26 protein-coding genes, 1 tRNA gene and 1 pseudogene are annotated in these 25823 nt (G+C 39.7%); 20 read left to right on the forward strand and 8 right to left on the reverse strand.

The window, feature by feature from the left end; translation table 11 throughout:
- Positions 1–13: 13 nt before the first annotated feature.
- Together FS736_RS19825 and FS736_RS19830 are read left to right on the forward strand one after the other, a co-directional pair.
- The gene (locus tag FS736_RS19825) at positions 14–1042 is read left to right on the forward strand and encodes an ion channel (protein WP_144480590.1); all 1029 of its coding nucleotides are present in this window, start codon (positions 14–16) and stop codon (positions 1040–1042) included.
- A gap of 183 nt (positions 1043–1225) precedes the next feature.
- On the forward strand, positions 1226–1426 hold the full coding sequence (locus tag FS736_RS19830) for a cold-shock protein (RefSeq protein ID WP_144480592.1): 201 nt from the start codon (positions 1226–1228) through the stop codon (positions 1424–1426).
- A 90-nt stretch (positions 1427–1516) separates the two neighbouring features.
- On the opposite strand, the gene FS736_RS19835 is transcribed toward FS736_RS19830, so the two are convergent.
- Positions 1517–2038, reverse strand: a complete 522-nt coding sequence (locus tag FS736_RS19835; protein ID WP_144480595.1) for a MerR family transcriptional regulator — start codon at positions 2036–2038, stop codon at positions 1517–1519.
- A 300-nt stretch (positions 2039–2338) separates the two neighbouring features.
- Here FS736_RS19835 and FS736_RS19840 point away from each other — a divergent pair, with 300 nt between their 5' ends.
- From FS736_RS19840 to FS736_RS19860, 5 genes are all read left to right on the forward strand, one after another.
- The gene (locus FS736_RS19840) at positions 2339–2869 is read left to right on the forward strand and encodes a YdcF family protein (protein ID WP_260983666.1); all 531 of its coding nucleotides are present in this window, start codon (positions 2339–2341) and stop codon (positions 2867–2869) included.
- Positions 2870–2898: 29 nt separating this feature from the next.
- Positions 2899–3603: a hypothetical protein gene (locus tag FS736_RS19845; protein WP_144480601.1), complete on the forward strand. Its 705-nt coding sequence runs from the start codon at positions 2899–2901 to the stop codon at positions 3601–3603.
- A 1-nt stretch (position 3604) separates the two neighbouring features.
- The gene (locus FS736_RS19850) at positions 3605–4354 is read left to right on the forward strand and encodes a hypothetical protein (protein WP_144480603.1); all 750 of its coding nucleotides are present in this window, start codon (positions 3605–3607) and stop codon (positions 4352–4354) included.
- A 372-nt stretch (positions 4355–4726) separates the two neighbouring features.
- Positions 4727–5647, forward strand: coding sequence for a DUF1002 domain-containing protein (locus FS736_RS19855; protein ID WP_144480606.1), 921 nt, complete (start codon positions 4727–4729; stop codon positions 5645–5647).
- A 61-nt stretch (positions 5648–5708) separates the two neighbouring features.
- The gene (locus FS736_RS19860; protein WP_144480609.1) at positions 5709–6206 is read left to right on the forward strand and encodes a GNAT family N-acetyltransferase; all 498 of its coding nucleotides are present in this window, start codon (positions 5709–5711) and stop codon (positions 6204–6206) included.
- Between the two features lie 235 nt (positions 6207–6441).
- Here FS736_RS19860 and FS736_RS19865 read toward each other — a convergent pair whose 3' ends face one another.
- The gene (locus tag FS736_RS19865) at positions 6442–7005 is read right to left on the reverse strand and encodes a GNAT family N-acetyltransferase (RefSeq protein WP_144480611.1); all 564 of its coding nucleotides are present in this window, start codon (positions 7003–7005) and stop codon (positions 6442–6444) included.
- Positions 7006–7441: 436 nt separating this feature from the next.
- Between FS736_RS19865 and FS736_RS19870 the strand changes: the two genes are divergently transcribed.
- Together FS736_RS19870 and FS736_RS19875 are read left to right on the forward strand one after the other, a co-directional pair.
- Positions 7442–7912, forward strand: a complete 471-nt coding sequence (locus tag FS736_RS19870) for a GNAT family N-acetyltransferase (RefSeq protein ID WP_260983667.1) — start codon at positions 7442–7444, stop codon at positions 7910–7912.
- 158 nt (positions 7913–8070) lie between these two features.
- The gene (locus FS736_RS19875; RefSeq protein WP_144480613.1) at positions 8071–8571 is read left to right on the forward strand and encodes a hypothetical protein; all 501 of its coding nucleotides are present in this window, start codon (positions 8071–8073) and stop codon (positions 8569–8571) included.
- 37 nt (positions 8572–8608) lie between these two features.
- Here the strand turns inward: FS736_RS19875 and FS736_RS19880 are convergent, their stop codons facing one another.
- Positions 8609–10687: a peptidoglycan D,D-transpeptidase FtsI family protein gene (locus tag FS736_RS19880; RefSeq protein ID WP_260983668.1), complete on the reverse strand. Its 2079-nt coding sequence runs from the start codon at positions 10685–10687 to the stop codon at positions 8609–8611.
- Positions 10688–10935: 248 nt separating this feature from the next.
- Positions 10936–11844: a VanW family protein gene (locus FS736_RS19885; RefSeq protein ID WP_144480615.1), complete on the reverse strand. Its 909-nt coding sequence runs from the start codon at positions 11842–11844 to the stop codon at positions 10936–10938.
- Positions 11845–12286: 442 nt separating this feature from the next.
- On the opposite strand from FS736_RS19885, the gene FS736_RS19890 reads away from it, so the two are divergent.
- The 9 genes and pseudogenes from FS736_RS19890 to FS736_RS25265 all read left to right on the forward strand — a co-directional run bounded on the left by FS736_RS19890 (position 12287) and on the right by FS736_RS25265 (position 20694).
- Positions 12287–12694 carry a GntR family transcriptional regulator gene (locus tag FS736_RS19890; RefSeq protein ID WP_144480617.1) on the forward strand — a complete coding sequence of 136 codons (408 nt, stop codon included), beginning with the start codon at positions 12287–12289 and terminating at the stop codon, positions 12692–12694.
- On the forward strand, positions 12669–13568 hold the full coding sequence (locus FS736_RS19895; protein ID WP_144480619.1) for an ABC transporter ATP-binding protein: 900 nt from the start codon (positions 12669–12671) through the stop codon (positions 13566–13568). The genes FS736_RS19890 and FS736_RS19895 overlap by 26 nt, the downstream gene beginning before the upstream one ends.
- The gene (locus FS736_RS19900; RefSeq protein WP_144480621.1) at positions 13543–15501 is read left to right on the forward strand and encodes a DUF6449 domain-containing protein; all 1959 of its coding nucleotides are present in this window, start codon (positions 13543–13545) and stop codon (positions 15499–15501) included. The genes FS736_RS19895 and FS736_RS19900 overlap by 26 nt, the downstream gene beginning before the upstream one ends.
- 154 nt (positions 15502–15655) lie before the next feature.
- Positions 15656–16177 (forward strand): RNA polymerase sigma factor, encoded by a 522-nt coding sequence (locus FS736_RS19905; protein ID WP_251540351.1) that lies wholly within the window; start codon positions 15656–15658, stop codon positions 16175–16177.
- Positions 16178–16275: 98 nt separating this feature from the next.
- Complete coding sequence (locus FS736_RS19910; protein ID WP_144480623.1) at positions 16276–16974, forward strand: ABC transporter ATP-binding protein; 699 nt, start codon at positions 16276–16278, stop codon at positions 16972–16974.
- Positions 16964–18310 (forward strand): ABC transporter permease, encoded by a 1347-nt coding sequence (locus tag FS736_RS19915; protein WP_144480625.1) that lies wholly within the window; start codon positions 16964–16966, stop codon positions 18308–18310. Before FS736_RS19910 ends, FS736_RS19915 begins: the two co-directional genes overlap by 11 nt.
- A gap of 100 nt (positions 18311–18410) precedes the next feature.
- On the forward strand, positions 18411–18758 hold the full coding sequence (locus FS736_RS19920) for a hypothetical protein (RefSeq protein WP_144480627.1): 348 nt from the start codon (positions 18411–18413) through the stop codon (positions 18756–18758).
- A 113-nt stretch (positions 18759–18871) separates the two neighbouring features.
- Positions 18872–20224 carry an amino acid permease gene (locus FS736_RS19925; protein ID WP_144480881.1) on the forward strand — a complete coding sequence of 451 codons (1353 nt, stop codon included), beginning with the start codon at positions 18872–18874 and terminating at the stop codon, positions 20222–20224.
- A 68-nt stretch (positions 20225–20292) separates the two neighbouring features.
- A pseudogene (locus FS736_RS25265) lies at positions 20293–20694 on the forward strand (DUF2512 family protein).
- 65 nt (positions 20695–20759) lie between these two features.
- Here the strand turns inward: FS736_RS25265 and FS736_RS19940 are convergent.
- From FS736_RS19940 to FS736_RS19950, 3 genes are all read right to left on the reverse strand, one after another.
- On the reverse strand, positions 20760–21404 hold the full coding sequence (locus FS736_RS19940) for a phosphatase PAP2 family protein (protein ID WP_144480633.1): 645 nt from the start codon (positions 21402–21404) through the stop codon (positions 20760–20762).
- A 378-nt stretch (positions 21405–21782) separates the two neighbouring features.
- A tRNA-Arg gene (locus FS736_RS19945) sits at positions 21783–21856 on the reverse strand.
- A 280-nt stretch (positions 21857–22136) separates the two neighbouring features.
- Positions 22137–22952 carry a YitT family protein gene (locus FS736_RS19950; protein ID WP_144480635.1) on the reverse strand — a complete coding sequence of 272 codons (816 nt, stop codon included), beginning with the start codon at positions 22950–22952 and terminating at the stop codon, positions 22137–22139.
- 197 nt (positions 22953–23149) lie between these two features.
- Between FS736_RS19950 and FS736_RS19955 the strand changes: the two genes are divergently transcribed.
- Positions 23150–23407, forward strand: a complete 258-nt coding sequence (locus tag FS736_RS19955; protein WP_144480637.1) for a DUF1292 domain-containing protein — start codon at positions 23150–23152, stop codon at positions 23405–23407.
- An 84-nt stretch (positions 23408–23491) separates the two neighbouring features.
- Here FS736_RS19955 and FS736_RS19960 read toward each other — a convergent pair whose 3' ends face one another.
- Positions 23492–24385, reverse strand: a complete 894-nt coding sequence (locus tag FS736_RS19960; RefSeq protein ID WP_144480639.1) for a YitT family protein — start codon at positions 24383–24385, stop codon at positions 23492–23494.
- Between the two features lie 235 nt (positions 24386–24620).
- Here FS736_RS19960 and FS736_RS19965 point away from each other — a divergent pair, with 235 nt between their 5' ends.
- Positions 24621–25766, forward strand: a complete 1146-nt coding sequence (locus FS736_RS19965; protein WP_144480641.1) for a cation:proton antiporter — start codon at positions 24621–24623, stop codon at positions 25764–25766.
- Positions 25767–25823 lie beyond the last annotated feature (57 nt).

Raw genomic sequence — 25823 nt, forward strand, 5'->3', positions numbered from 1 at the left:
AGGAGGTACATACATGTGGATTTTACAAAGATTATTCACAAAGATGATGAGAATCAGTCTGTGGAAAATCACACTGATTGTTTTGGCTGTGATCCTGTTAAGCAGTCTGATTATTAAAACTCTTGAACCTGAAACATTTCCAAGATATCTGGATGCCGTCTGGTGGACAATGACAACAGTCGTCACAGTTGGATATGGAGATTACTCTCCAAGCAGTGACCTCGGAAGGATTTTCACAATGGTATTGCTCTATACAGTTGGAATCGGAGCAATGGGCATCATAATTGGCAAAATTTTTGAAAGCCTGGCACTTTATAAAAAGATGAAGGAGGAAGGGGAATTGGCATACAAAGGCAAGGACCACTATATTTTGATTGGTTCCTCCAAAGATAAGCTGAAAAACGTTGTTGAAGAAATCCTGAACTCCAATAATAGATCTGATATCGTTATTGTCGACCACAGCAATGAATCACCGGTGAAGCATGAACGAGTCCATTTTGTCAGTGGCAACCCTGCAGAGGAAGAAGTGCTGATTAAGGCTAATATCCTGGAGTCAAAGTCAGTGGCAGTATTTACAGATGATCGTATCGGGCTGCCAGAATATGCTGATGGGAAAACTTTGCTTATTGCTTCAAGGGTGGAGCATATATCCAAACAGTCTGGAAAAAACATATACACAATCGCCGAGATTATGAAGGAAAAGCATATTGCACTGTTCGAACATGCAAATATAGATGAATTCATATTATCGAATGAATCAGTATCCAAGCTGATGGCCCAGGCGGCAATCTTTCATGGCTCAAGTAAGCTATTCAAACAATTGCTCAGTAACATGGAAGGTGAAAACTTGTATGAGGTCGAAAAGAAACCGCATTGGGGGACATACAAGCAGGCAGCGATGGAGTTGTTCGATTTAGGAGCGACGCTCATTTCAGACGGCCATGCACTTGATGTTGCCAGAAAGCATAATGAACCTATTCCAGACGGAGCAAAGATGTTTATCATCTGTGATGAAGAGACTTTTAGGAAAATCAGCAGTTGAAAATCAATAGAAAAGAAGCAGGTAAATGAAAGCAGCGTGTTTCTCGTTGCTCGTCTGGGAGATACTGGTTTTCAGTCCTTCCTAAAAAAAATCCTATTTTAGAGTTTAAAATATTCATGAATGGATATAATAATCACGCAAGGTTAAATTGCAATTTTCTTAAATCGCTAGGAGGCAACAATAGTGGAACGTGGTAAGGTAAAATGGTTTAACAGTGAAAAAGGCTTTGGGTTCATTGAGCGTGAAGGTGGAGACGATGTGTTCGTACATTTCTCAGCAATCCAGGGTGAAGGCTACAAATCTTTAGATGAAGGACAAGAAGTATCGTTTGATGTTGAACAGGGCCAGCGTGGTCCGCAGGCTACAAACGTACAGAAGCTCTAACTAAGGATATCCAAAACAGACTCAGTAATTTGGGTCTGTTTTTTTGTTTGAACAAGACCAAAAAAAAAACACATCCACGATGTGCGAGGCTTAAAATCCAAAAAAAGAACTAATGATGTTTTTCTTTTTGAATTTCCTTAGAGGTGAGAGCGACGATGACAATTCTGTCTTTACCTCGGTGGTTTCTTTTTCCCTCTCTGCGGCAGCTTCCTGCATGCTGATGATAAGATTCTTAAGAACGTCTATTTCATTCTGTAGCTCATCTATTTCCCTTCTGTGCTGGAGAATCTGATATGCAACCACTTCATCCGCCTTTCTTTCAAGCTTTTGATCAAATTCATCCATCCGCCTGACCAGCGGTCCAAGAGCCATCTCAGTTGATCCGCCTATTACGGTTGCTTTTCTTGGCTTTCTCCCTTTAATTTTTAAATCCTGAAGCAGAACACCGTTATTAAGCTGATCTTTGATATCTTTCAAGATTTCGATGCTCTCATCCGAAAATTGATAATGCCCTAGCTCTGTACGTTCCATTTGAAGGTTCGCCTGTTTCACCCAACGCTGTATCGTACTTGGCGAAACCCCAAGCAACTTTGCGACTGCACTAGTGTTCATGATCATCCCTCCCATAAAAAAATTTCGCTGTTATAATAGTCAATTCCTTTGTGCCTGACAAAACTAGTTGTCTTTCGTCAAAGATAGTGAAGAAGCAACAGAATATGATTGAAGAATCATTACTAGTGCTTAAAATCCTTTCCTAACAGTCAGATTTTTGTCATAATTTTACTGAATACCAAACAATTACACAAAAGGATGGTAATATGGTAGTAATTATTAGAAAGACAGGTAAATAGTATGAGGATAAAAGATAAAAGGTTTCTTAAAAGATGGTTAGTGGCTGGAGTGGTTCTTACCATGTTATACTTCGGCATACTCCATTATCAGATCATTCAACACGCTAATGAATCTGTGCCACAAAATGCAGATTACATGATCATTCTTGGTGCCCGTGTGAAGGGGGAAAACCCATCACTAGCGCTTCAATTCAGGATAGACTCTGCGGCAGACTACCTAAAAGAAAACCTAAACACAATTGCCATAGCTTCAGGAGGTAAAGGTCCTGGCGAGGATATATCCGAAGCAGAAGCGATTAAACGAGCTCTGATGGAATACGGCATCGAAGAATCCAGAATTCTTCTCGAAGATCAATCTACAGATACATATGAAAATATTCGCTTCTCTAAAAGGTTAATACCGAAAGATGCTGTGTCTGGACTTGTCGTAACAAATGATTTCCATATTTACCGTGCCGGCATGATTGCAGAAAAAGAGGGACTCGCGTTGAACGGACTCCCAGCTGAGACCCCAGTACAAGCAGTCGTAAAGTCGTATGCAAGAGAATATCTTGCATTGACCAAATATTTTCTGATCAATGCATTCAGATGAAATGATTTAGAGGGATTTGAGGTGTGTAGATGAACTTGACAATGTTTGTTATGAATTTTGTATCATGGATTCTGATTTTATTTATAGCTCTCAGGATTTACCGAGAGCAGGAAATTAAGCCAAAGATATGGAAGATGGCACTCGTAATTTTCATAGGGTTATTCTCATTTTCTATTAATCTTCCTTATATGGACCAGCAGATTAAAGTAGCTATACTTCCACTCGGAGTTTGGATTCTCTTTGCTCGATATAATAAAAGGAACGAAGGTACTGGCTGGTCCCGATACCGAAAATATGCATGGTTAGGATTCCTGGCTAATTATATTTTCCTTTTGTCAGCATTATTGAGTCCTCTGATTCAATCGAGCATTTATCCAAATGACAAGTTATCAACATACATTTCAGACATCAGTGAAGCATCCATCCTGAAAACTCATCCATCTGCGAACGAAAAAATGCTGGACGCAGAATCATTTCAATCTGAAATTCCAAAAATGGATAAAAAGAAAATTTCCAGCGATGCCTGGTATTATGATTCAATGGAGAACGTTGAAACGCAGGCTCAGGCCGATGAACGATTTGCATATCAAATAACCGGGGTAAAAGCCAGAATGGGCAGCGGGGTTCACCCGGTGATCTATGTAGAAGAGGATGGAAGAGGGATTTTAATTATAACACCACAGGAACAATTTTATTTCCGCTCAAAAGCCTCTTTTTTAAAGGAGGGGAAGTAGAATGGGAAATAAAAAAAGTATGCTGCTCCTTGGGGGGCTGGGGCTGACCCTATTGGTGATACTCGCTGGTTACTGGTTCTATTTCGCTCCCCCGGGTGGGTTTCCTGGCAAACAACAAGCCATTAATGAAATGATGAAGGAATTCCCTGAGGCAGACATAGAGTTGATTCAAGATATCATTTTTATTGATTCAAAGCATGTTCTGGCCCCTTTTATTACAAAAAATGAAGGATATGGTCTCAGTTTCTGGGAGTGGAGAAAACACAAGTGGGAATTTGCACGCATTGACACAGGTGCGACTCCTCAATTATGGAAAACAGACCCTAAAGATCCCGGGAGCTACTATATTATCTGGAATTTTCATCCGGATAATCAGCTTGCAAACCTGAACTTTTATTTAAAGAAAGACGGAAACTTCAGCATATCTGATGGAAAGCACCACTACTTTCCAAAGGTCCAAATGGAATTGGAAATAGAAGTAGGTGGAAAGTCCAGTTATGGTTTTACTAAAATTCCTGATGAATGGATTGAATTTATCACTGTAGAAAATCAGTTGACTGCTTCCAGTATGCCGAATTCGATTTTTTCTGATTTTTTTCCGCCTGAACAATACTATTTAGGATGGAGCTCCGTTAACAAGGATGGAAGCGATGAGTATCCGCCTTTACCAGGGAACTCACATGGTTTTGGGAGTGGAGAGAGCCATATTGAACATATCAGGTATTTGGATAAGAGGGAAATTTACCAATGATTTTCTCCAGGATTCTTTAATAGAGCAGAAAAATTTCATATTGAACTTAGTTGAAACTTTTATACCATTTTTATCGTACATATAGATGTACTGAAGGGTGGAGAAATGGATAATTGGCTGTTTATATTCATTGCAAATCTTTTTGGAGGTATTATATTATTCTATTTGTTAATGTTTTTATTTTCCGGGTTTGAAGTTGATTCTGCTTTGTTCGTGGGAATTTTCATGTTGATCCAGCTCAGTTTTATGACTGCTTTGATCTATAACTTAATGCACAAAGTTCAAAGGCTGGAAAGGCAAGTGGCCAGAAAGCTTGAATCTGGTGAAAAATAAGATTGTTTTATAAGAATTGGTTTGAAAAGGAGAATATATATGAAACCGAAATACTTGTTGAAAATCACAGCATTATTCAATCTACTCATTTTGTCTTTAGGGATGATTGCTGTACCAGCATTTGCGTCTAATGATAATGATGAGGATGCCATTAATGAAAAATATGGCCTTCCGATTGTTGTATACGGCGAAGCTCTTTCTGAAAAACAGAAGGATGAGGTCAGGGAGCTGCTGGGAGTGAAGGACCCATCAAAAGTTAAAGAAATAATTGTCACAGGAAAAGACCTAGTAAATTATATAGACGGTGACGAACATTCAAACATGTACTCGTCGGCGAAAATCACCAGGAAAGATACAGGAGAGGGACTGGTGATTAACCAGGTCACTCCGGAAAATATTACAGAAGTAACCGATGAAATGTATGCGAACGCCCTGTTGACTGCAGGAATCGAGGATGCAGTCGTGGATGTGGTTTCCCCGGTGAAGGTTACTGGTCACTCAGCACTCGTTGGAATTTACAAGGCGTATGATGAAGGTGAAGGAACAGAACTCAATAAGGACCGCACAGAAGTAGCGAATCAAGAATTGAACCTGGCGACAAAACTGGCTAAAAAGGATGGCCTTGATCAGGATAAAGTCAGTGAACTCCTGACTGAAATCAAGAAGGAAATTGCCGAGCAAAATCCGGCAACAAAAGAAGAAATCGAAAAAATCATTGATGATAAGTTAAAAACACTTGAGATTCAGCTAAGTCCTGAAGACAGGCAGCTCCTTATCGACCTGTTCAATAAGATGAGGGACCTGAATATAAATTTTGACAATGTAAAAACCCAATTAGAAACACTTTCGGATGATATCCAGAAAAGGATCGAGGAAGCAGTGGGTGATAAAGGGTTCCTGGAATCAGTCTCCAACTTCTTCAAGGAACTAATAGAAAGCATCAAAAGCATTTTTTCATAAAAACAGAGGAATCTTTCCTCTGTTTTCTTTTTCTTAAAACTATAATGAAAGAGGTGTTTCCATGGAGATCAGACAAGCCGAGGAACGGGACGCAGATAAGTTTGCAACACTAATGCAAGAGGTGGAAAGTTCCTCAGATTTTATGCTTTTTGGGCCAGGTGAAAGAAAGTTCAATCCGGACACTCAAAAGAAAATGATTCATGTACTTATATCCGAACAAAACTCAAATATCTTTCTGGCGGAGACTGGTGGTGAATTAACCGGATATTTAATCGCCAAAGGCGGAAGTGCGCCCAGAACAAAGCATTCAGCATATCTGGTAATTGGGATAAAAGATCTATATCGCGGAAAAGGGGTTGGGACAAGTCTCTTCACTGAATTATTGGATTGGGCGAGCGGCATAGGACTGCGCAGACTGGAACTAACCGTGATAACAAAGAATCAGGGAGCCATTGCATTATACACAAAAATGGGATTTGAAATAGAAGGAACGAAGAAGGATTCAATGTTCAAGGATGGACAATTCTACGACGAATTTTATATGTCGAGAATCCTTTAGACCAGGGGATTTTTTCAGGATTATAGCTTGTTGAGCGTTAGGCATTCCATTGATGCCTACTCTTAAGTGATTCCGGAGATTCAGGTCACCAATAGACTTCATTGGTGCACACTTTTATGGGATTCCGGAAAGTAAGGTCACCATTCCGCCGAAAATCATTGAGGTCCATCAAAAAACGCCTGACAGAAGCCAGGCATTTTTCCTTTCAATCTGATAGGGATAATGATTTATAAGATTATCCCTGATACCGTTCATCCCATTCTTCCCTTAACAACCCCATTTTGATTGAATCATAGTATTTTCCGTTATATAGCCTGCACTTTCTGATTCTTGCCTCTTCAACCATGCCGAGTTTTTTGCCGACAGTCAGCATCCTGGCGTTTCCAGACCAGGTGGTAAAACCTATGCGGGGGATGGGGAAAGTGTCGAAAAGATGCTGGATCCAGGCTATTAGAGCATCTGTTCCATATCCACCATTCCAGAATTCAGGGAGATAGATGACGATCCCGATTTCAAGCCACTGAGATGATTCGTGCTCCCAATAATATGTGACCATTCCAATGATTTCATCATCGACTTTGATTAAATATTTCCGATCATAGCCCTGTTGGATCAGGTTGCTCATCTGTTCCCTGAATTTTTCATATTCAATATGCCTCAACGGATAATAAGGAGCATCCCATTTTTTCCACTCGGGGTGTTCATCATTATGGATAAGGCTCCACCATTTTTCTAAATCATCTTCTTTCACCTTGCATAGTGCCACTTGTTCTCCGGGCAATATATCTGGGGTTTGCATGAATCCGTACCTCCTTAATTGAAATGAGGCTAGCAGTTTATGCTTAAGTATTTCTCTTTTATTCTATTATTTCCTGCGACAGCTTAAAAATACAATAAAAGTTTCAAAATTGGCACAGAAAAAAGAGACGCTGCTGCAGCGTCTCTTTAGTTAATTGCTTCATCATCTATAAATGCATTTTCATCATTAACTGCAAAGAAATTTAAACCAGCGGCGATTGCGAAAGCTCCACCAAGTAATACAAATGTAGTCATCATTATGTAATCGCTCCTGTCATCGTTTTGTTACTTGTAATATTCCCATATATAAAACTATTAAACCTGATATTACAAAAGAATGACAAATCAACCTAAAAAATTTAATCTAAGGAAGGAATTTCATATTTTCTACTGAATTATTAAGTTTGCTTGCGAAAATAAAAAGGGGGGACATAAAGTTGGAATTCGTCAGCAACAAGATGACCAGGGACCTTGCAGTAACAATCCTGAACTGGGTATATGACTCGCCTTATGAACTTTACAATAATACTGTCAGTGAGGAATCAATAGAGGAGCTCTTGAATGAAGGTTATCGGTCTGTAGTAGATCAGGCAGGTACATTAATCGGTTTTTATTGCACAGGACCTTCTGCGCAAGTTCCTGCAGGAAGAGAGATCGGAGTTTATAGTGAAACGGCTATAGATATAGGGATTGGCCTGGCACCGGAGATGACAGGAAAAGGTTATGGTTTTCTTTTCTTTTCTTTTGTATTGAAAGATTTGGAGTCCAGCACACAGAACCAGCCGTTTAGGCTTACTGTAGCGTCCTTTAATATAAGGGCCATTAAGTTGTATGAAAAAATCGGATTCATGAGGGAAGCTGAATTCAAAACAATGACGAATGATTTTATTACAATGGTAAAGCGCTGAAAAGATAATGCATTGCTGCTTCAAAGTAAATAGGGACTTTTTTTGAAAAAACAAATAAAAAATTTGATTTTTGTTAAATAATCCCTATATAATGAAAAAGCTGTGTGAAATTCCGGTTTCACAACAAGCATATATATAGATTGAAGGGGAGTATCAGAATGAAAAAGTTTTGGATTTTACTTGCTGCAATTACTTTTGCACTTGGATTGACAGGGTGTTCGGCGGACAAAGAAGCAGAACCCGAAAAAGCTGAAACAGAAACAGCCGAAAAGCCGGCAGTAAACCCTAAGAGCGCCATGTACAAATTTTACATGAGCATTGTGAACACAATTAACGAGGCAGATGCTGACTTGAATGCATATGAGGGAGCAGAGGAGCCTAAACCGGAAGAGAAGGCAGCGGCAAGTGAATCAGCAGCTGCAGTTGCAACTAAAGTTGAAGGACTGGAAGTTCCTGCTGAATTGAAGGATCAAAAAGCAGACCTTGAAGCGGCTCTTAAAGATCTTGCAGAATCATATAATTTGAAAGCAGAAGAGCTGAAGAAGGATGCTCCAGCATTGGAAGCAGCCGATGAGAAATTCGCACAGGCTGAAGAAAAGATTGGTGCAGCATTTGAAAGTGTTGACATGAAAAAGCCTTCTCTAGCAAAGGAATTGTAAAAGAATAAGAAAAGCTGTGCCAGCCGGCACAGCTTTTTCATTGTTCATCATTCGGCTGCTTTGATGGGTTTTTCATATTGAAATATGCATCCATCACGGCACGGCCGATTTTTTTATTCGCTCCGTGGTCAACACTGCCCTGATAAGCCCATGGCACGATGACCGCCATGGCGATTTCAGGATTTTCCGAAGGGGCATAGCCAACTAGGCTAATATTCATTGTTTCGATGAGTGGGTCACCTTTTACTCTGTACTGGCCATCATAAAAGGCCTCCGCAGTACCAGTTTTTCCTGCCGGTGAATAGGTGGCATTGCCAAAATATCGATAAGCAGTACCTCCTGGTTCCTGCATGACTTTTTTAAAGCCGGTGTGGACGCGTGCAAGCCATTGATCTTCCATATCAATATCATTGAGAACTTTTGGCGAGAACGATTTATAAACCGGTCCGACCAGATCGCCGTTCATTGCTGGTTCACGTATTTCCTTGACAACCCTTGGCTGCATCCGGTGCCCGCCATTGGCAATCGTAGAAATATACTGGGCTAGCTGCATATTCGAATAGGTATCATACTGTCCAATTACCAAATCCAGCACTTTACCGACTGGAGAGTTGGCTCCTTTAGCTCCGGTTTGTTCGCTGGGCAAGTCGATACCTGTCCTGATACCTAAACCGAATGAAGCGAATGAGTTTCGGATTGTATCCCAAACCTGTGGGTCCAGATTCAACGGTTTTTGATAGCGATAGACTCCATTCCCAATTCTGATTGCGGTATGGAACATATAAACGTTGGAGGACTTTTTTAATGCTTCGATATCATTCAAGACCCCTAAATAACTATAGGATTTTTTTATCGGTGTACCTTTAATGTCCAAAGCCCGATCATCGAAACTGGTCCAGGGACTGATTGCGCCTGTTTTATAACCAGTCAGGACGGTTGCTCCCTTGACAACAGATCCAACATTATAGGTGTTGATGATGTTACCTAATGCGTCATCTTGCATTTGGACTTCATTCGTTTTTTTATCTTTTACGATCTTTTTTCCTGCCATGGTCAATACTTCACCGGTATTTGGGTCCATCAGCACGACATAAGCACTGTCGAGCAGTCGGGTTCCTGGCGACCTCTTCGCTGCCCATAATTCTTTTTCAATGATTTCTTCTACAGCCACTTGCAGGTCCATGTCTATACTGAGAATTAAATCTTTACCGCGCTGGCCTTCGGCTACTAATTCTTTCTCCAGGAGAACGCCTGCTTTATCGGTGATATTTATAACCCTTTCTTTTGTTCCTTGCAAAATATCTTCATATTCTTGCTCAAGGTAACTCTTTCCTACCCTGTCATTTCGGGTATATCCGCGAGAAATGAAATAATCAATCCTGTCAGCGGGGAGACCTTCACTGCTAGTAGTCACTTTGCCCAATACAGGTTTGAAGGTTTCTTTATATTTATACTCGCGGTCCCAGTCTGTCGTTGCATTCACGCCTGGAAGAAGAGTCAGGTTTTCGCTGACAATGGCAAATTCATCTTTTGATACATCTTTATTTTTAATGATCTGTGGAACGAACTTATATCCGTTGTTCATGATGCTGAAAATGGCAAGCTCCTCAATGTCCTGTTCACTTAATTGCTTGAGATGATCCTCTGTAATCCTTTCAATCTGGAGTTTATATAAATCCTTGTTTTTCAGCTTCTTATTTCTGAACTGGTCCATTTCTTTTTCAGTTATAAGGTCTTTTGCTTCCTCTGGATGTTTGAGCATCCAGAAATCCTTCATATCTCTTTCACGGACTTTATCAGTATCTTTATCGATGATTTTGGCCAGCTTTCCTGCTACATCGAGCATTTCCTCCTGGGACGCACCTTCATTTGTATATGTAATAGCATTTAGAGGTTTATTGTCGACAATGAGCTCCAGGTTTCTGTCCAGCATTCTTCCTCGCGGGACCGGGTTATTGACCGTAACATCTTCTTTACGGTTGATTTCCCGTTTATAGTCCTCTCCATGGACTATCTGAACAATCCCGAGACGCAGGACAAGCAGTGAAAAAAGGATAAAAACAGAAAAGAACAAAACATTGACTCGAATGGGTGTAGTATTTTTTTTTGGTGTCAAATATCTCACATCCTATGGAATAATTCTATAAAACTAGTTCCTTGAATTTTTCAGATCTTCCCGACTTTCTGGGTTTGTTTAGTATTCAGGACTTGATGTATGGGTAAGAAGAACTGTTATAGACATAATAAGAAAGGGCTATTGCGAAACCATCTTTTACCATAAGTTTACATAACTTTTTACTTTGATGTAAAGGTTTTCCTGTTAAATAAAAGGAATCCCTTAATAAATTGGGATTCCTCTGGTATCTATAAAGGTTCTTCCGGAATTATGGCGTTACTATCCGTACTTGGAACTTTACGTTTCTCAATATCGATTTCATCTGATGAATAAATTAAGACGACCATTTTTCCGGGATAGGTTTTCGCCCTGATCAAGATTGGCTGGCTATGTTTGTTTTTAAAAGTAAAGTCCGGGCCATACCAGCTGACAGTCGCGTCTCTTCCAGGAGGGACATAAGGGACCTGCTTGCTGTGTGAGTATCGCTCAAGTATTTTCAAACCTGAGCGGTCTGCAGCATTGAACAAAGTCGAAGACACTTGGCAGATGCCTCCGCCGATTCCTTCCGATAGTTCCCCTCTCACAATAATCGGTGCGGGTTGATAACCACGGGAAGCTGTTCTTTTTCCGACAACTTTATTAAAGGAGAATATTTCACCAGGAAAAACGACATGGTTATTGATAGCATCTGCCGCAAGGGAAATATTATGGGTTCTTTCTTTATTGGCACTGTTGAAATAGGTTATGTAATGGCCAATTAGTTTAGTCCTGATGTTGGCGATTATTTCACTGTCGACCTTGGGATACACGCGACGTGTTGGAACTAAGATTTGTGAAGGCCCGTGATCAAAAAAACTTTTAGCGAACCTTTCTTTGAATTTTTTTTCGTCAAGAGTGTAGCCAACCTTTTCAGGTATGATATTTCCATAATCATCAAGTCCTGCATTCTTCGGTTCTTTTTTTATTTGATTGGAAAGTTGCATATTCAAGGTGTGAAGCAATGTATGGTTAAGAATCGGAAATCCGAACCATGGTATGGAAAAATCCGTTCGATGGACTTCCGCAACCGGCTCATCTTCCCAAATAATAGATATATCATCATGGCTGTCCGAGGTACTGCTCGATAGTATAAGTCCAAATGCAAGCAACCATTTCATAGAAATTCACCTCCCGTAATATTATGGTTTAATAAATTGGGTTTAATGTATTATGGGATTGATGGTGTTTAATGGAAAATGGAAAAGTGGAAAAGGAGTTTATTGAATTTGTCGAGATACAAACGTCAGCGTCAAGTTTTTTCCGAATAGCACGCACGATAGATAAATACATTTTTCGCTATCACTCCATCTCATTGCTGGGGTATTTTTTTTTGAAAAAGTAAGGAATTCCAAAAATTTCTAAAATAGCTATTGAGTCGGATGTTAATAATCGTGTAAAATTACACCATGAGTAGGTGGCTTTTAAAATCACCTTTCTCGCTTTTCTTAATTTTTCTTAAGAAATTATTAAGAAATTTCCCCCTATCTTTCTGGAAGAGGTTGGCATATAATTTAACTGTATTAATAATAATAGTACACTTAGTACAGATTGGGGGTCATTATGTTTGAGCTTGACCTGAGGAGCCGAAAACCGATATACGAACAACTGGTTGATAAGATGAAAGAGTTGATTATCAATGAAGTGCTCAAACCTGATGAACAATTGCCTTCCGTACGACAGATGGCACAGCAGTTGACTATAAACCCGAACACAATCCAGAAGGCATATAGAGAACTTGAAACACAGGGGTTCATTTATTCATTAAAAGGCAAGGGGAGTTTCGTCAACCCCATGGATACTGGTAAAGATATCGATAAAATACTGCAGGTAAAACAGGATTTGGAAAAACTCCTGAATGAGGCATTATACCTTGGTGTATCTGCAGAGGCACTCCATGAATTGGTCAAAAGCGTGGAAGCTACGAAAGGGGGACACGGGCAGGATGATTCAAATGATCGAAATAAATAAAGCATTTGAAAAACAAGAAGCTGTAAAAAATGTCAATATGACCATCAATAAAGGTTCAATCTATGGGCTGATCGGTTCCAACGGTGCAGGTAAGACCACCATCATTAAATTGCTTGCCGGCATTTACAAACAGGATTCGGGGAAAGTGATGCTTGAAGGAAATTCCATATATGAAAACCAGGCATTGAAGCAAAAAATCTTTTACATATCAGATCAGCCGTATTTTTTTCCTCAATATACAGTCAGGCAGATGGCCAATTTTTATAAAAGCATTTTTCCATCCTGGAATGAGGAAAGATTTGTAAAATTAGCTGAGGTCTTTGATTTCAGCATAAAAAAGAAATTGCACACTTTTTCAAAAGGAATTCAGCGGCAGGCAGCATTCTGGCTTGCATTATCGACGATGCCAGAAGTCTTGATTCTTGATGAACCAATGGACGGGCTCGACCCTGTAGCAAGGAAAAAAGTTAAAAACCTATTGATTCAGGATGTAGCAGATCGGGAAATGACCATTTTGATTTCTTCTCATAATTTGCGTGAAATCGAGGATATCTGTGACCATATTGGAATTTTGCATCAAGGCTCACTGCTTTTGGAAAAAGACCTTGATGACCTCAAGTCTGATATTCATAAAGTACAGGTGGCCTATAAGGGGGAAGCACCAGAATATCTTGGACAACGCCTGACAATGCTCCATTGCGAAAAAAGAGGAAGTGTAATGGTATGTATTATCCGGGGGAAAGAAGAAGAAATCGTAAAGGTCTTCAGTCAAACCCAGCCTGTTATCTTCGACCTGCTTCCATTGACATTAGAAGAAATCTTCATTTATGAGATGGGGGATATCGGTTATGCCATCAAGAATATCATTGTTTAATAATAAGGAAATGATCCTCCAGGTTGGAAGGAATATCGGCTGGATATCCGTCATCTATTTTCTTGCGTTATTCTTTGCCATACCATTAAGAATCATGATGAACTATTCCGGTGATGACTACCGCTATTTTACACCTGTAGAAGGATTATTCGACTTCGACTTTGCGATCCAGTTTATCATGATCATCACGGTACCTGTGGTGATGGCAATCTTTCTTTACCGTTTCTTACATGTTAAACAGGCAGCTGATTTAATGCATAGTCTGCCTTTGAAACGGGAACATATTTTCCACTTCTATACACTGACAGGGTTTGTGTTTCTGATTATCCCCGTTGTATTGAATGCTTTGATTGCGGTCATTATCCACAGTGCATTTGGGTTGGGTTTGTATTTCCAGCTTGGGGACATTCTCAGTTGGACTGGAATTGTCATTTTATACAATGCTGTATTTTTCCTATCCGGAGTATTAATGGCAATGGTTACTGGGATATCAGTGGTACAGGGAGTTTTAACATATATCATGCTGTTGTTCCCGGCAGGCTTTACCTTGTTGATTATCTATAATCTTGGTCTGTTGTTATATGGTTTTCCTAGTGATTATTTCCAAATCAGGAATATTGAATATCTTTCACCTATTTCGCATCTCGCTTTGCTTGAGAGTAAATCTATATCTGCTAAGGCCGTTCTCCTTTATCTAGTCATAGTGATAGCAGCTTACATATTGTCACTATTAATCTATAAAAAGAGGAATATAGAATCCGCGTCAGAAGCCATAGCTTTTAAAGGCTTAAAAAAGGTCTTTAAGTTCGGAGTTGTTTTTTGCATGACACTGCTGGGCGGCATGTATTTCGATGCTATGCAAAATGAATTCGCCTGGCTGATCTTCGGTTATGCTGCCGGAGCGACAATCGGTTATTTCGCTGCCGAGATGGTTCTGCAGAAAACATGGAGGGTATTTGGCAGCGGAAGAGGTCTGGTGGCCTATGCAGTCGTACTGGCAATCTTAATCATGATTACCCAGGCATTTGCTCCTTATGAGAAAAAGGTACCTGCACTTAATGACATCAAAAGTGTCATCTATGGGAACGGTATTTATTCCGATCCAAATGACCCTTATGCTCCAAAACCAATGTTCGAGCGGGAAAACATAGTGGCTGTAAGGGAATTCCATAAAAGTATCATTCATAATGAAAAAACAAATGAACAAGGAATGAAATCTCAAGAGTATTCTCTTTTTATCTATGAATTAGAAAACGGAGACAGGTTGGTCCGCCAGTATAGAATCAATCCGAACGACTATGTACCGCAATTAAAAAAGATCTATGAATCATCCGAGTATAAACATGCTCATAATCCAGTATTCAACATTAAAACCGAAGATGTTAATTCCATCCAGATCAATAAGAATATTACAGATGTGCCGTTGACGATTACAGATAAAGAGAAAATCAAACAGGCTATCTCCATCCTGAGGAAAGAAATTGAGCGGGAACCTTATACCGTGAACAATTATCCAGTCGGAAATACGTCATCGATTGAAATCATGTCCGGTATCAATAACTATGAAAATGTAGAACTAAAACAGTCTTATTCAAGCTTCATCAAGTGGCTGGAGGATAACGGCATGCTTGAGGAAGCCATAGTGACTCCCAAGGACTTAGACTATATTGTCGTAACAAATGAATCTATAAAATCAGATCAATTCAAAGAATATCAAGAAGAAGAATTATTAAATCGAATATTGAATGATGGAAATACGCTTAAAATAACGAACGATGACCAGCTGCGTGCCGCAATAGAGAAAGCAGGTTATGGGTGGTTTAATGAGGAACCTTATACCGCTGTTTTTGTCTACAAGAAAGGAAACCACAAAGAAATACGGACATTCAGCAGTAAAGATGTTCCAACGTTCATTAAGCAGTACTTTAAATAGGGTACTGTAAAGGCACAATGTTGATATTTTATTGGATAGCAAATCGCCAGTAACGAAATCAACAGCCTTGCTTTACAGCTTTAATAATAGACAAATAGAGACAGGAAAGGTTGAAGTTGAAATGAATTTCAGCTTCTGGGCAAGGGGGATCGATATGGCTTATATTGATTTTGATGAACTCTATAGGATACATGGCAAAAAACTTCAGCAAATCGCTTTCAGGATTACTAAAGATCGACATTTAGCTGAAGACGTGGTCCAGGAAACTTTTATAAAGGCATATAAAAAAGCTGATACCATTGTTGACGAGTATAAGATTGGTTCCTGGTTAGCGGCAATCGCAGCCAGGACCGCCATTGATTATTTGCGGGCAGAGAAGCGGAGAAGATGGCTACCATCCGATCAAAGCATCATGGAACAGATTTTTAGCGATCACGACGTTGAACAATCACTAGAGAAGGAAGTAGAAATACTTCTGTTCAAGGAGCAAATCCAGCATCTTCTATATCTTTTGACCCAAGAATATCAGCAGGTGCTTGTACTTAAACTCCAGTACGGCTTAAAGGAAAATGAGATCGCCAGTAAGTTGAACATCAAATCCGGGACAGTCAAAACAAGGCTGCATAGAGCCAGGAAACAATTGAAAAAAGTCATGTCAGAGAAATATCCAGCTTGATACAGGATTTAGGCGATGAAAGTAATCGCCTATGTTTTTCATCGTAGGTACCGGCATTTAATTACTAATATTCAATAAAATGTATGAGGAGTAGAGTTATGATTTCAATAAACCATTTGAGTCATGAATTTGAAATTGGTAAAAAAGGGCGGAAGACAGTCATCCCTGTTTTAAAGGATGTTTCTTTGCAAGTTGGGAAAGGGGAAATCGTCACCATTGTAGGCAGAAGCGGTTCGGGAAAATCAACACTACTCAATCTAGTCAGTGGCTTCATTCGCCCAAAACATGGGGAAATAACCATCAATGGGATCAAAACATCGACATTGTCCGAGGCGAAGTTTGCAGATTTCCGAATTCACCATCTCGGTTTCATCTTTCAAAGCTTTCAGTTGATTCCAAGTATGACTGCCTATCAAAATATTGAGCTGCCTTTGATTTTAAAGGGCGTGAAAGAGCAAGAAAGAAAACTGCGGACAAGCGAAATTCTGGATATGGTTGGATTGGCAGACTTTCAGGATCATTACCCCGGAGAACTATCGGGTGGTCAACAGCAAAGAGTGAGTATTGCCCGCGCTTTGATTGTCAATCCGCCGATCATATTGGCGGATGAACCGACTGGAAGTCTGGATTCAGAAACGGAAGAGGATTTGCTTAGGTTCATAAAAAAATTAAATAGTGAACTTGGCATAACCTTTTTAATCATTACCCATGATGACAAGGTTGCAAGGATTGGCCATCGGACCATTGAATTAAAAGATGGAAGAGTAGTTGAAGAGGTGATTGCAAATGAGGCTTAAAGATCAATTTCGTTTCGTCAGGCAAAACATGAAGAAGAACAGGACAAGGCTGTTCATGACCATCCTGGCCACAGCGATGAGTGTTGCATTCCTCATTGTCCTTGCTTCTGTAGGATTTGGGCTTCATAAATCGATTGTGAAAGAAACGCTGGAAAGAAGGATTGTGACAGAGATAGAAGTACCAGGAAAAGAAGATCCTCAAAATGGATTTAAACAGCTGAGCGAAAAGGATATTGCATTTTTTGAAAAAATTAAGGATGTTAAAGCTGTTACCAGAAGGAAAAACCTCCAGGATTATCAGTTTGAAGTTGGTGAACACCAGACCTTTGCGCGGGCAGTGGTTGCCGATATGCCTTCCGAAATGAAGTCCGGGCTTGAATTATCAGATGGGCATCTGCCGAAATCAGACAATGAGGTGCTTGTTGGCTACCATTTTGTTGAAGATTTGCGACCTAACGGAGATGCAACAGAAGACATATATAATGAAAACGGCCAGATAAAAGAAGAATATCAATACAAAGGTGAACTTGTAGGAAAGAAAATCATCATGAACGTAATCAAGTTTGAAGATGGCAAAGAAATAAAAGAGAAGCTGCAAGTTACCATTGCAGGAATCCGTAAGAAGCCCACGAAGGAATGGGTCTATGACAATGTGGTATTTGTTTCCGAAGGGGTCCTTAAGCAAGTAGAGGAGTTTACAGGAACACCGCGGGGAATGATGAAGGACCCGAACAACCCAGACATGGAACTGCCAGCAATAGCGGCTGACCAGTTTGACGAGGTTAAAATATACGCTGAAGATATGGAAGCAGTAAAAGATATTACAGTTAAGCTTGAAGAAAACAATTTTCCATCCTATTCGGTCATTAATGAATTGAAGGATGTGAATGTAATGTTCACGATCGTGAAGGCTGGACTTATTTTCATCGGAACGATTGCCATCATCATTGCCTCGATAGGAATTTATAACACAATGACCATGGCCGTTACAGAAAGGGCACCAGATATCGGAATCATGAAAGCGATCGGTGCCAATCCAAAGACAATCAAAAAGATCTTCATACTGGAAAGCAGTTATATCGGCTTGATCGGAGCAGCGATCGGCACGCTCGTAGCCTATGTTATAAGTATAATTGTTAATTTTGGATTGCCGATCATCATAAAGCATGCATTTGGTGAAGAACCGCCCGAGGGCTTGATATTTAGCCATATTCCCTTTACACTGCCAATAATCAGCTTCATAATTTGTTACCTTGTCACAATCCTTTCTGGTTTGCGTCCAGCACAGAGAGCTACAAAAGTAGATGTGCTCCAGGCTTTGAGAAGAGAAGTATAACAGGATGCGCTACATCTTTATAACTCCTGACCAGGAATGAATAGATTTGTTGCCTTTGGAAAAATCTAAACCTATCGACCATTTTACAGGGGGATAGGATATGTCAGTCATTGTTATTCAAACATTTGAATTGAAACAAGATAAGTTCCCGGACGGGATCAAGAATCTGCGCTTGATTCAAAATTTCCGGAACGAACAGTATGACCATAGGGTGGAGCTTTTGTCGCCAATATCAGGAGAAGATCATACCTATGCATTAGTTTCCACCTATGAAGGGTTAGCGGAAATGGAGCTTCAAAATAAGAAAATGTTTGAAGATGAGGAGTATAAAGAGCTAGTTGGTGAATTCTTTCTTGAAAATATCGTGCAAGGAAGCATGTATACACAGTTGTATCGCACAATGACTGGATTGAGCAAGGAATCGGATACCGATAAAGGCAAGAATTAACTCTAAAAAAGTCATTCCTTAGGGAATTGGCTTTTTTTTTTGCCTTATCACTCAATACATAATATCAGGTGGATTCTCTAATGATAATACTTATCGAGAAAGGGGAGAAAGGAATGGATTTTTTTCTGCCATCTGTAAAATCCAAAGGCGGGGATCACTCAAATGAAGGAGATTTAAAATGGTGGCAATTGTCCCTTATCGGTGTGGGATGTACGATCGGCACAGGTTTTTTCCTGGGTTCAGCCATTGGAATCAAAATCACCGGGCCATCAATCGTCATCTCATTTATCCTTGCGGCTATTGGTACTTACCTGGTCTATAATTTATTGGCAAAAATGACAGCCGAAGACCCACAGGATGGTTCTTTTTGCTATTATGCCAAAAAGGCTTACGGAAAATGGGCTGGGTTCAGCTGCGGCTGGAATTATTGGAGTTCCAATATCCTGATTATGGGAAGCCAGCTGACCGCTCTTTCGATCTTATCCCAATTCTGGTTTCCCCATATCCCTTTATGGATTTTTGCAACTGGTTACGCAGTTCTCTCAATCGGCGTTGTCCTAACCGGAAATAAAGGTTTTGATAAGGTTGAAGATTTGCTTGCGGTTATTAAAACGGCAGCCATCATCATGTTCATCCTTATTGCTGCAGCAGCTCTTTTCGGATTGTTCAATCTTGAAACGCAGGAAGTTTATATGCCGAACTCAGTAGATAAACTTTTTCCTGGCGGACTAAAAGGCTTTTGGTCATCGCTGATTTATGCTTTTTACGCATATGGAGGAATAGAGGTAATCGGATTGATGGCGACAAGATTGAAAAATAAAGAAGATGCCCCAAAAGCGGGTGTGATCATGCTGATTTTACTGGTCATTGTGTACGTGCTTTCATTGGGCTTTGCTGTCATTCTGGCTGCACACGGAGCTTTTAACGATAAGGAAAGTCCATTTGTAACTGCCATGGGTCAGTTCAAGTTGGATTTCTTTCCGCATGTATTCAATGCTGCAATCATTCTCGCAGGTTTTTCGACTATGACAGCTTCTTTATTTGGTGTTACAACCTTGCTCGTCACACTGGCCGAGGATGGGGATGCTCCGAAGATTTTCTCCAAGAAAATTGAAAAGTGGAAGCAATTGCCGCTTCCATCCCTGGGACTTGCAGTAGTAGGACTGATCGCTTCCATAATTACCGCGTTGCTGCTTCCGGGAAAAATATATGAGTATATTACTACTGCCGCAGGAATCCTGATTCTATTCAATTGGGCTTTCATTATCCTGTCGGGGCTTAAATTAGTTGAAATGAAGGTATGGGGGAAAACACTCTCCACATTGGGCATATTCCTTATTCTTGCTGCAGTTACAGGAACTCTGGCTGAGAAGAGCATACGAATGGGTTTCTTTATCAGCATTATTGTTGTTTTGTTAATTGGATTGATCTCTGTTGTTTTGCAGAAAAAAGTATGGAATAAATAGAATGGAGAAAAATAATATAAATCTTAAATATTGGTGGAGATGGAGTGGGAACACCTTAGAGCCTGGCCTTGCTGTATACCATCCTTGGGGTAATATATGAAATGCCATTTACTAACGTACTATTGATTTCTCTGATCCTTATTATTGCTTCATACTTAATAGGGGACTTATTCCTTCTGTCAAAGACTAATAATACGATCGCAACATTAGCAGATTTCGGACTTGTCTTTATGATCATTTGAATAATAGGAGAAAGCTTGACCTATGGAGAGCGCCTATTGCTCCCATCCTTAATAGAAGCTGGCGGAATTGCCGTAACTGAATACTTTTTCCATAAATACGTATCCCGAAGTGTTTTGGAAGTTGGCGAAAAGTATAACAATGGAAATTACCGATACAAAACAGAGGCATCTGAAGAATTATACCCTGTCAAACCGGATGTCAGAAGCGATGAGGATACAGGTAAATAAAGAGGTAAATAAAGAAGGCCGCAAAAAGCTGTGCTTTTCAGCTCTTTTGTGGCCTTGTTGTTTCTTCAATCTTTTACATATACGGTTTCCGAGCTTTTAGCGACCTTGAATTCCAGTACATCAAAAACAATGCCATAGATGAATGAAGTCAAGAACATGGAACCAAACATATCCAGGATATAATGCTGTTTTACAAAAAGCGTCGAGATGATGATCAAAGATCCCATTAAAGGTATGAAAATCCTGTGGATGATATGCTTGTTTTGAATGTGAAGACTGCCAAGAATGATTGTGAATGTAGTCAACACATGGATACTAGGGAAAGCATTAAAGGGTTGATCGTGGCTATAGATCATTCCGACAAGGTCAATGAGGATCCCATCTCCTGTCAATTCCGGTCTTGGAACGGTTGTTTGAAAGAAGAAATAAATCAGGAAACAAATCAATTCTCCCACAACAATCAGAGTCAATGTCTTTAAATAAACTCGTGTTTCCTTATACCAAAAATACACCAAATAACCCAAAATAAAACCGTACCAAAAGATATAGGGTATAATAAAAACCGGAAGGAAGGGAATCATTTTATCGAAGTCAGTTGAAAGGATTACTGCCTCCCTTGGATTGTTGTTTATTAATTTGTAAATCATGCCTAATACTGGCATGACCAGTAAAAATAATAGATAAGGCAGATCTTTCTTTTTATTTTTCATGTCCTATCCCCTTTGCTGAATTGCTGATGGTGTATAAATACCACAAACAGTCCATTTTAATCCCCATTCAATTTTTACCTTTTCTGTAATCACTTATATAGACGATTTTCATAGGCTTTAGTTCCACAATTCTTAACCAAATCTATTTTTTATCTACAAGCGTGATTTTTCATAACGGTAATGGAAAGTTCCCCTCAACTGCTCAACCAGTTAAATAAAAACTCTAAGAAAATTATTCTCTAAAAAAAAGAAGCTTATAAAAAGAAGGGAGACAGAGAAAAGAGAGAATAAGTGATTGGATATCGTAAATTTCGTATGGAAATATTAATACTATCTGAAAAAATAAAAAAACCTTGATATATTATCAAGGTTTTTAAGCGTCCCAGAAGAGATTCGAACTCCCGACCTACAGTTTAGGAAACTGTTGCTCTATCCTGCTGAGCTACTGGGACAAGATTAGAAATAAAGTTGAAATTTGAGAAAGTAACTAGATTAGTGTGATATCCCGTCCACATCTCAGAATGAATTCCAAGAAGCGGCTCGATGTGGACGCTGAAGCCGTTTCGATGAAGCGGATTCGAACGTACTGAGCTACTGGGACAAGGTATATTGGTTTTGAATTTCAGCGACTTAATTATTATATGATGAATCCAGAAAAATTTCAAGATGATTTTTCCTGTAAATTTTCAGAGGGCAATCAAGAAGCAGATGATCTGGCTTCTTGATTGCTGTTCAATGTTGTTGTTTTCGATGAAACAGGCCCATTACTTCCAGGGTTTCTGTTATATTCACAAATGCCTCAGGGTCTATTTCTTCTATGAGTGTTTTGACTTCGGTAAGTTCATACCGGGATATGACCGTAATGATGACATTGCTTTGCTCATTGGAGTATCCGCCAATAGAGTCGATAACCGTCACACCGCGATAGACATTTTTAAGAAGATGCTGTTTCACTTCCTCGCCTTTTCTGGTAATGATCATTAAAGTAAGCTTCACATGATGTGTATGAACTTTATCAATCACTTTTCCCAGAACGAAAATGGAAACAAGGGTATTCAGTGCTGCATCCCAGCTGAATAAGAAGCCTGATAACAAAATGACGATAGAATTCATCGCAAACAATAATGTTCCCATTGGAAAGTCCTTTCGTCTGGCAAGGAGCATTCCAATGATATCAAATCCGCCTGATGAACCTGATGAGCGAAAGATAATACCTATTCCCAGTCCGACAATAGCACCTCCGAAAATGGAAGAAAGAATCGGGTCCTTAGCGAGTTTAAATACAGGTATAAAATAAAGTGCAATTGAGATGGTAATGACTGAAAGGATTGTATAAATGATGAATTTTCTCCCTAATTTCAAATAACCAATAACAAGCAGGGGGAAGTTCAACAGGAAATTGTAAATGCCCGTATTTATAGATGTGAGCATCGATAAAATGATGGAAAGACCACTGATTCCACTGCTCATGATTCCATGTGGAATCAGGAAGAGGTTGAATGCAAATGAAACGATGAGTGAGCCAATAATAATTCCAGCTGTCTTCAAGTAGGACGCCTCCAATAAATAGTGTGTGAGAAATATTATATCGGTGAAAATAAAGAAATGGATTTAAAAGTTTATTTTAAATTCATATATTATTTTGATTTAGAAGTGCTATTTTCAACCAAAAATCGAATGATGAAAATTATATATCTGCCAGAGAAGGGAAAAATAAGATGATTTAATGTTGGAGGTGAGCAGCTATGGACAATGATTCAGTCAGGGACCTGGTAACCGTAAGAGATGAGATGGGAAATGAGAGACAGTTCGAAGTAGAAGCATTGTTTGAAATGAATGGACTATCTTATGCGATGTTGAGAGAAGGGGAAGAAACTGTGGTAATGAAAGTAGAGGACCAAGGTGAGGACCAATTTCTCGTAGGACTTGAAAGTGAAGGTGAAAAATCCAACTTGCTAGATGCCTATCAAATTGCTGTTGATGCAGCACCAGCGGAAGAGTGATGGGGCTAACAAATTACTTGATGATAAACGAAAAGCCCAGATGTTCTCTGGGCTGCACTTTTTTCCCTGCGGTTAAAATAATCACTAGTGGATATTTCGTTTCTTGAACCTTCCTCCTCGTACTTCAGCAATGTTACCTACAGCAAGGAAGGCAGTTTCATCCAGCTCTTCGACAATTGATTTTAGTTTCGCTTCTTCCAGACGGGTAATGACACAGAAAATTACTTTCTTGTCATCCCCGGTGTATGCTCCTTCACCTGTTAAATAGGTTACACCCCGGCCAAGCCGAGCAAGAATCGCTTCGCCGATTTCCTTATGCTGGTCACTGATGATCCACGCTGCTTTTGATTCATCCAGTCCAGCAATCACAATATCAATTGTTTTAAAAGCGATGAAGTACGCGAGAATCGAATACATTGCACGATCCCAGCCAAACACAAATCCTGCGGTTCCAAAAATGAAGATGTTAAAAAACATGATGACTTCACCGACTGAAAATGGGAGTCTTCGATTTGCGAGGATTGCCAGAATCTCAGTACCGTCCAGAGATCCGCCGTAACGGATGACTATGCCTACACCAGCCCCGAGAACGATCCCTCCGAATACGGTGGCAAGCAGCAAATCTTCTGTAAAAACAGGTACTTCATGAAGAAAGCTGGTTGTTAATGAAAGAACAGTAATCCCCAAAAGGGTGGAAAGTGCGAATGTTTTTCCAATTTGTTTATAACCAATGAAAAAGAAAGGAATGTTTAATACAAAAATAAAGAGGCCGAGGCGCCAGCCTGTTAAATGAGAGAGGATAATTGAAATGCCAACAATTCCGCCATCCAAAATTCTGTTTGGGACGAGGAATTCCTCAATTCCTACACCCATCAGGACAGCTCCCAAAATGATGAAAAAGATTCTTTTAGCTAGTTTTGTTTTTGTAATGCCCTTATGCTGCTGCCGGGCAAGAACTGCTTCTTGACTGCTGTTCATTTGTTCCCCCTTAGTAGAATCAACCGTTTGAATATATAATCTATTTTATCATAAAAGATGTAAATGTACTGTTTGAAAGTATGTTTCTATTTAATGTGTGAATCTTCAATAGTTCTTATCCAGTCAGTAAGTAAGCCAGTAAGTAGTTCAATTTTCCAGGGTTGAAATGTCATGAATTGGGTACAAAATAGGAAGGTAAATGCTTTTTTAAAAAACGAAAAGGTGATGTATTGAATTGAATTTGACTTTATTCATTGGAATATTTCTGTTGATGCTTTTTCTGATCGGCATGGTTGGCATCAAATTGATTAAAATTCCAGATATATTATTATATATTTTACTTGGACTGGTATTATCATTAGTTATTAAAGAATCCAAAGTAATTGAAGTGGCAGGGGAGATTGGATTAGTCCTGCTGTTTTTTATTCTTGGAATGAAATTCCCTGTAAACAGGTTAATATCGAACAGTTCCAGGGTTTGGAAGGGCGGCTTGCTGGATGTGGTGCTGGGGGTTTTGGTAACTGCTGTGATCAGCTCGCTGTTCGGACTGGATTGGGTATCATCCTTGATTGTAGGTGGAATTGTCTATGCTACCAGTTCGTCTATTACGGCAAAACTGTTGGAGGACAAGAACAGGACTGAGAATAAAGAATCCGAGTTCATGCTTCTGATCCTGGTTTTTGAGGATTTGATTGCTCCCGTCCTTGTAACAGTACTTATTGGACTCTCTGGAAAAGGATTGACGGTTACTGATTTTTTAATAATTTTAGCGAAGATAGGCATTCTCGCCGGGATTGCCGTGTTCTTTGCAAAGGTTGTCTTTAAAAAGGCGGAATCAATTCTAAAAGAAATCAACCAGGACGATATATTCATCGTTTTGATTACCGGCATTGCCCTCACCTACGGAGGAATTGCCATAATGCTGGAGCTATCAGAGGTAATCGGTGCCTTTCTCGCTGGTATGATGCTATCTGAGTTAACAATAAAGGACAAGGTTGAAAAAGCAGCATTGCCAGTAAGGAATATATTCCTTCCATTCTTTTTCCTGAATTTTGGTCTTCACATTGAATTGACGAGCGATATTCCTTATTTAGGACTGCTTGTCGTGCTCGTTCTGTGGTCGTTGATCCATAAATTGATTGTTGGGTATATGGGAGGGCAATGGTTTGGCCTGTCAAGAAGCGATTCGCTAAAAGCGGGGCTATCGCTTACTCAGCGGGGTGAGTTTTCCGTAATCATAGCTGCACTTGCAACTGGAGAGTTAAAGGTTTTCGCCAGTATATATATCTTGGTTATTGCTTTTATAGGAACAATTTTGTTCCAGTTGGCACCAAGGTTAAATACATTGATCGTTGATAAAGTTAAAGAAAAAAGAAGTTAAGCATTAAAGGGTCATCCCTTTAATGCTTTTTTATGTGGCCGGTACTTGGCCGGAATA

Origin of the sequence: Cytobacillus oceanisediminis 2691 (genome assembly GCF_007678455.1) — a bacterium.
Taxonomy (GTDB): domain Bacteria; phylum Bacillota; class Bacilli; order Bacillales; family Cytobacillaceae; genus Mesobacillus; species Mesobacillus oceanisediminis_A.

Bases quoted from the DNA above. Each gene is read 5' to 3' on its own strand.
- FS736_RS19920 (WP_144480627.1), top strand. From the start codon at position 18,411: ATGTCAGTCATTGTTATTCAAACATTTGAATTGAAACAAGATAAGTTC.
- FS736_RS19885 (WP_144480615.1), bottom strand. From the start codon at position 11,844: ATGAAATGGTTGCTTGCATTTGGACTTATACTATCGAGCAGTACCTCG.
- FS736_RS19865 (WP_144480611.1), bottom strand. From the start codon at position 7,005: ATGCAAACCCCAGATATATTGCCCGGAGAACAAGTGGCACTATGCAAG.
- FS736_RS19960 (WP_144480639.1), bottom strand. From the start codon at position 24,385: ATGAACAGCAGTCAAGAAGCAGTTCTTGCCCGGCAGCAGCATAAGGGC.
- FS736_RS19900 (WP_144480621.1), top strand. From the start codon at position 13,543: ATGCCATCAAGAATATCATTGTTTAATAATAAGGAAATGATCCTCCAG.
- FS736_RS19825 (WP_144480590.1), top strand. From the start codon at position 14: ATGTGGATTTTACAAAGATTATTCACAAAGATGATGAGAATCAGTCTG.
- FS736_RS19905 (WP_251540351.1), top strand. From the start codon at position 15,656: ATGGCTTATATTGATTTTGATGAACTCTATAGGATACATGGCAAAAAA.
- FS736_RS19955 (WP_144480637.1), top strand. From the start codon at position 23,150: ATGGACAATGATTCAGTCAGGGACCTGGTAACCGTAAGAGATGAGATG.
- FS736_RS19860 (WP_144480609.1), top strand. From the start codon at position 5,709: ATGGAGATCAGACAAGCCGAGGAACGGGACGCAGATAAGTTTGCAACA.
- FS736_RS19925 (WP_144480881.1), top strand. From the start codon at position 18,872: ATGGATTTTTTTCTGCCATCTGTAAAATCCAAAGGCGGGGATCACTCA.
- FS736_RS19890 (WP_144480617.1), top strand. From the start codon at position 12,287: ATGTTTGAGCTTGACCTGAGGAGCCGAAAACCGATATACGAACAACTG.
- FS736_RS19855 (WP_144480606.1), top strand. From the start codon at position 4,727: ATGAAACCGAAATACTTGTTGAAAATCACAGCATTATTCAATCTACTC.
- FS736_RS19840 (WP_260983666.1), top strand. From the start codon at position 2,339: ATGTTATACTTCGGCATACTCCATTATCAGATCATTCAACACGCTAAT.
- FS736_RS19915 (WP_144480625.1), top strand. From the start codon at position 16,964: ATGAGGCTTAAAGATCAATTTCGTTTCGTCAGGCAAAACATGAAGAAG.
- FS736_RS19895 (WP_144480619.1), top strand. From the start codon at position 12,669: ATGATTCAAATGATCGAAATAAATAAAGCATTTGAAAAACAAGAAGCT.
- FS736_RS19850 (WP_144480603.1), top strand. From the start codon at position 3,605: ATGGGAAATAAAAAAAGTATGCTGCTCCTTGGGGGGCTGGGGCTGACC.
- FS736_RS19910 (WP_144480623.1), top strand. From the start codon at position 16,276: ATGATTTCAATAAACCATTTGAGTCATGAATTTGAAATTGGTAAAAAA.
- FS736_RS19845 (WP_144480601.1), top strand. From the start codon at position 2,899: ATGAACTTGACAATGTTTGTTATGAATTTTGTATCATGGATTCTGATT.
- FS736_RS19835 (WP_144480595.1), bottom strand. From the start codon at position 2,038: ATGAACACTAGTGCAGTCGCAAAGTTGCTTGGGGTTTCGCCAAGTACG.
- FS736_RS19940 (WP_144480633.1), bottom strand. From the start codon at position 21,404: ATGAAAAATAAAAAGAAAGATCTGCCTTATCTATTATTTTTACTGGTC.
- FS736_RS19875 (WP_144480613.1), top strand. From the start codon at position 8,071: ATGAAAAAGTTTTGGATTTTACTTGCTGCAATTACTTTTGCACTTGGA.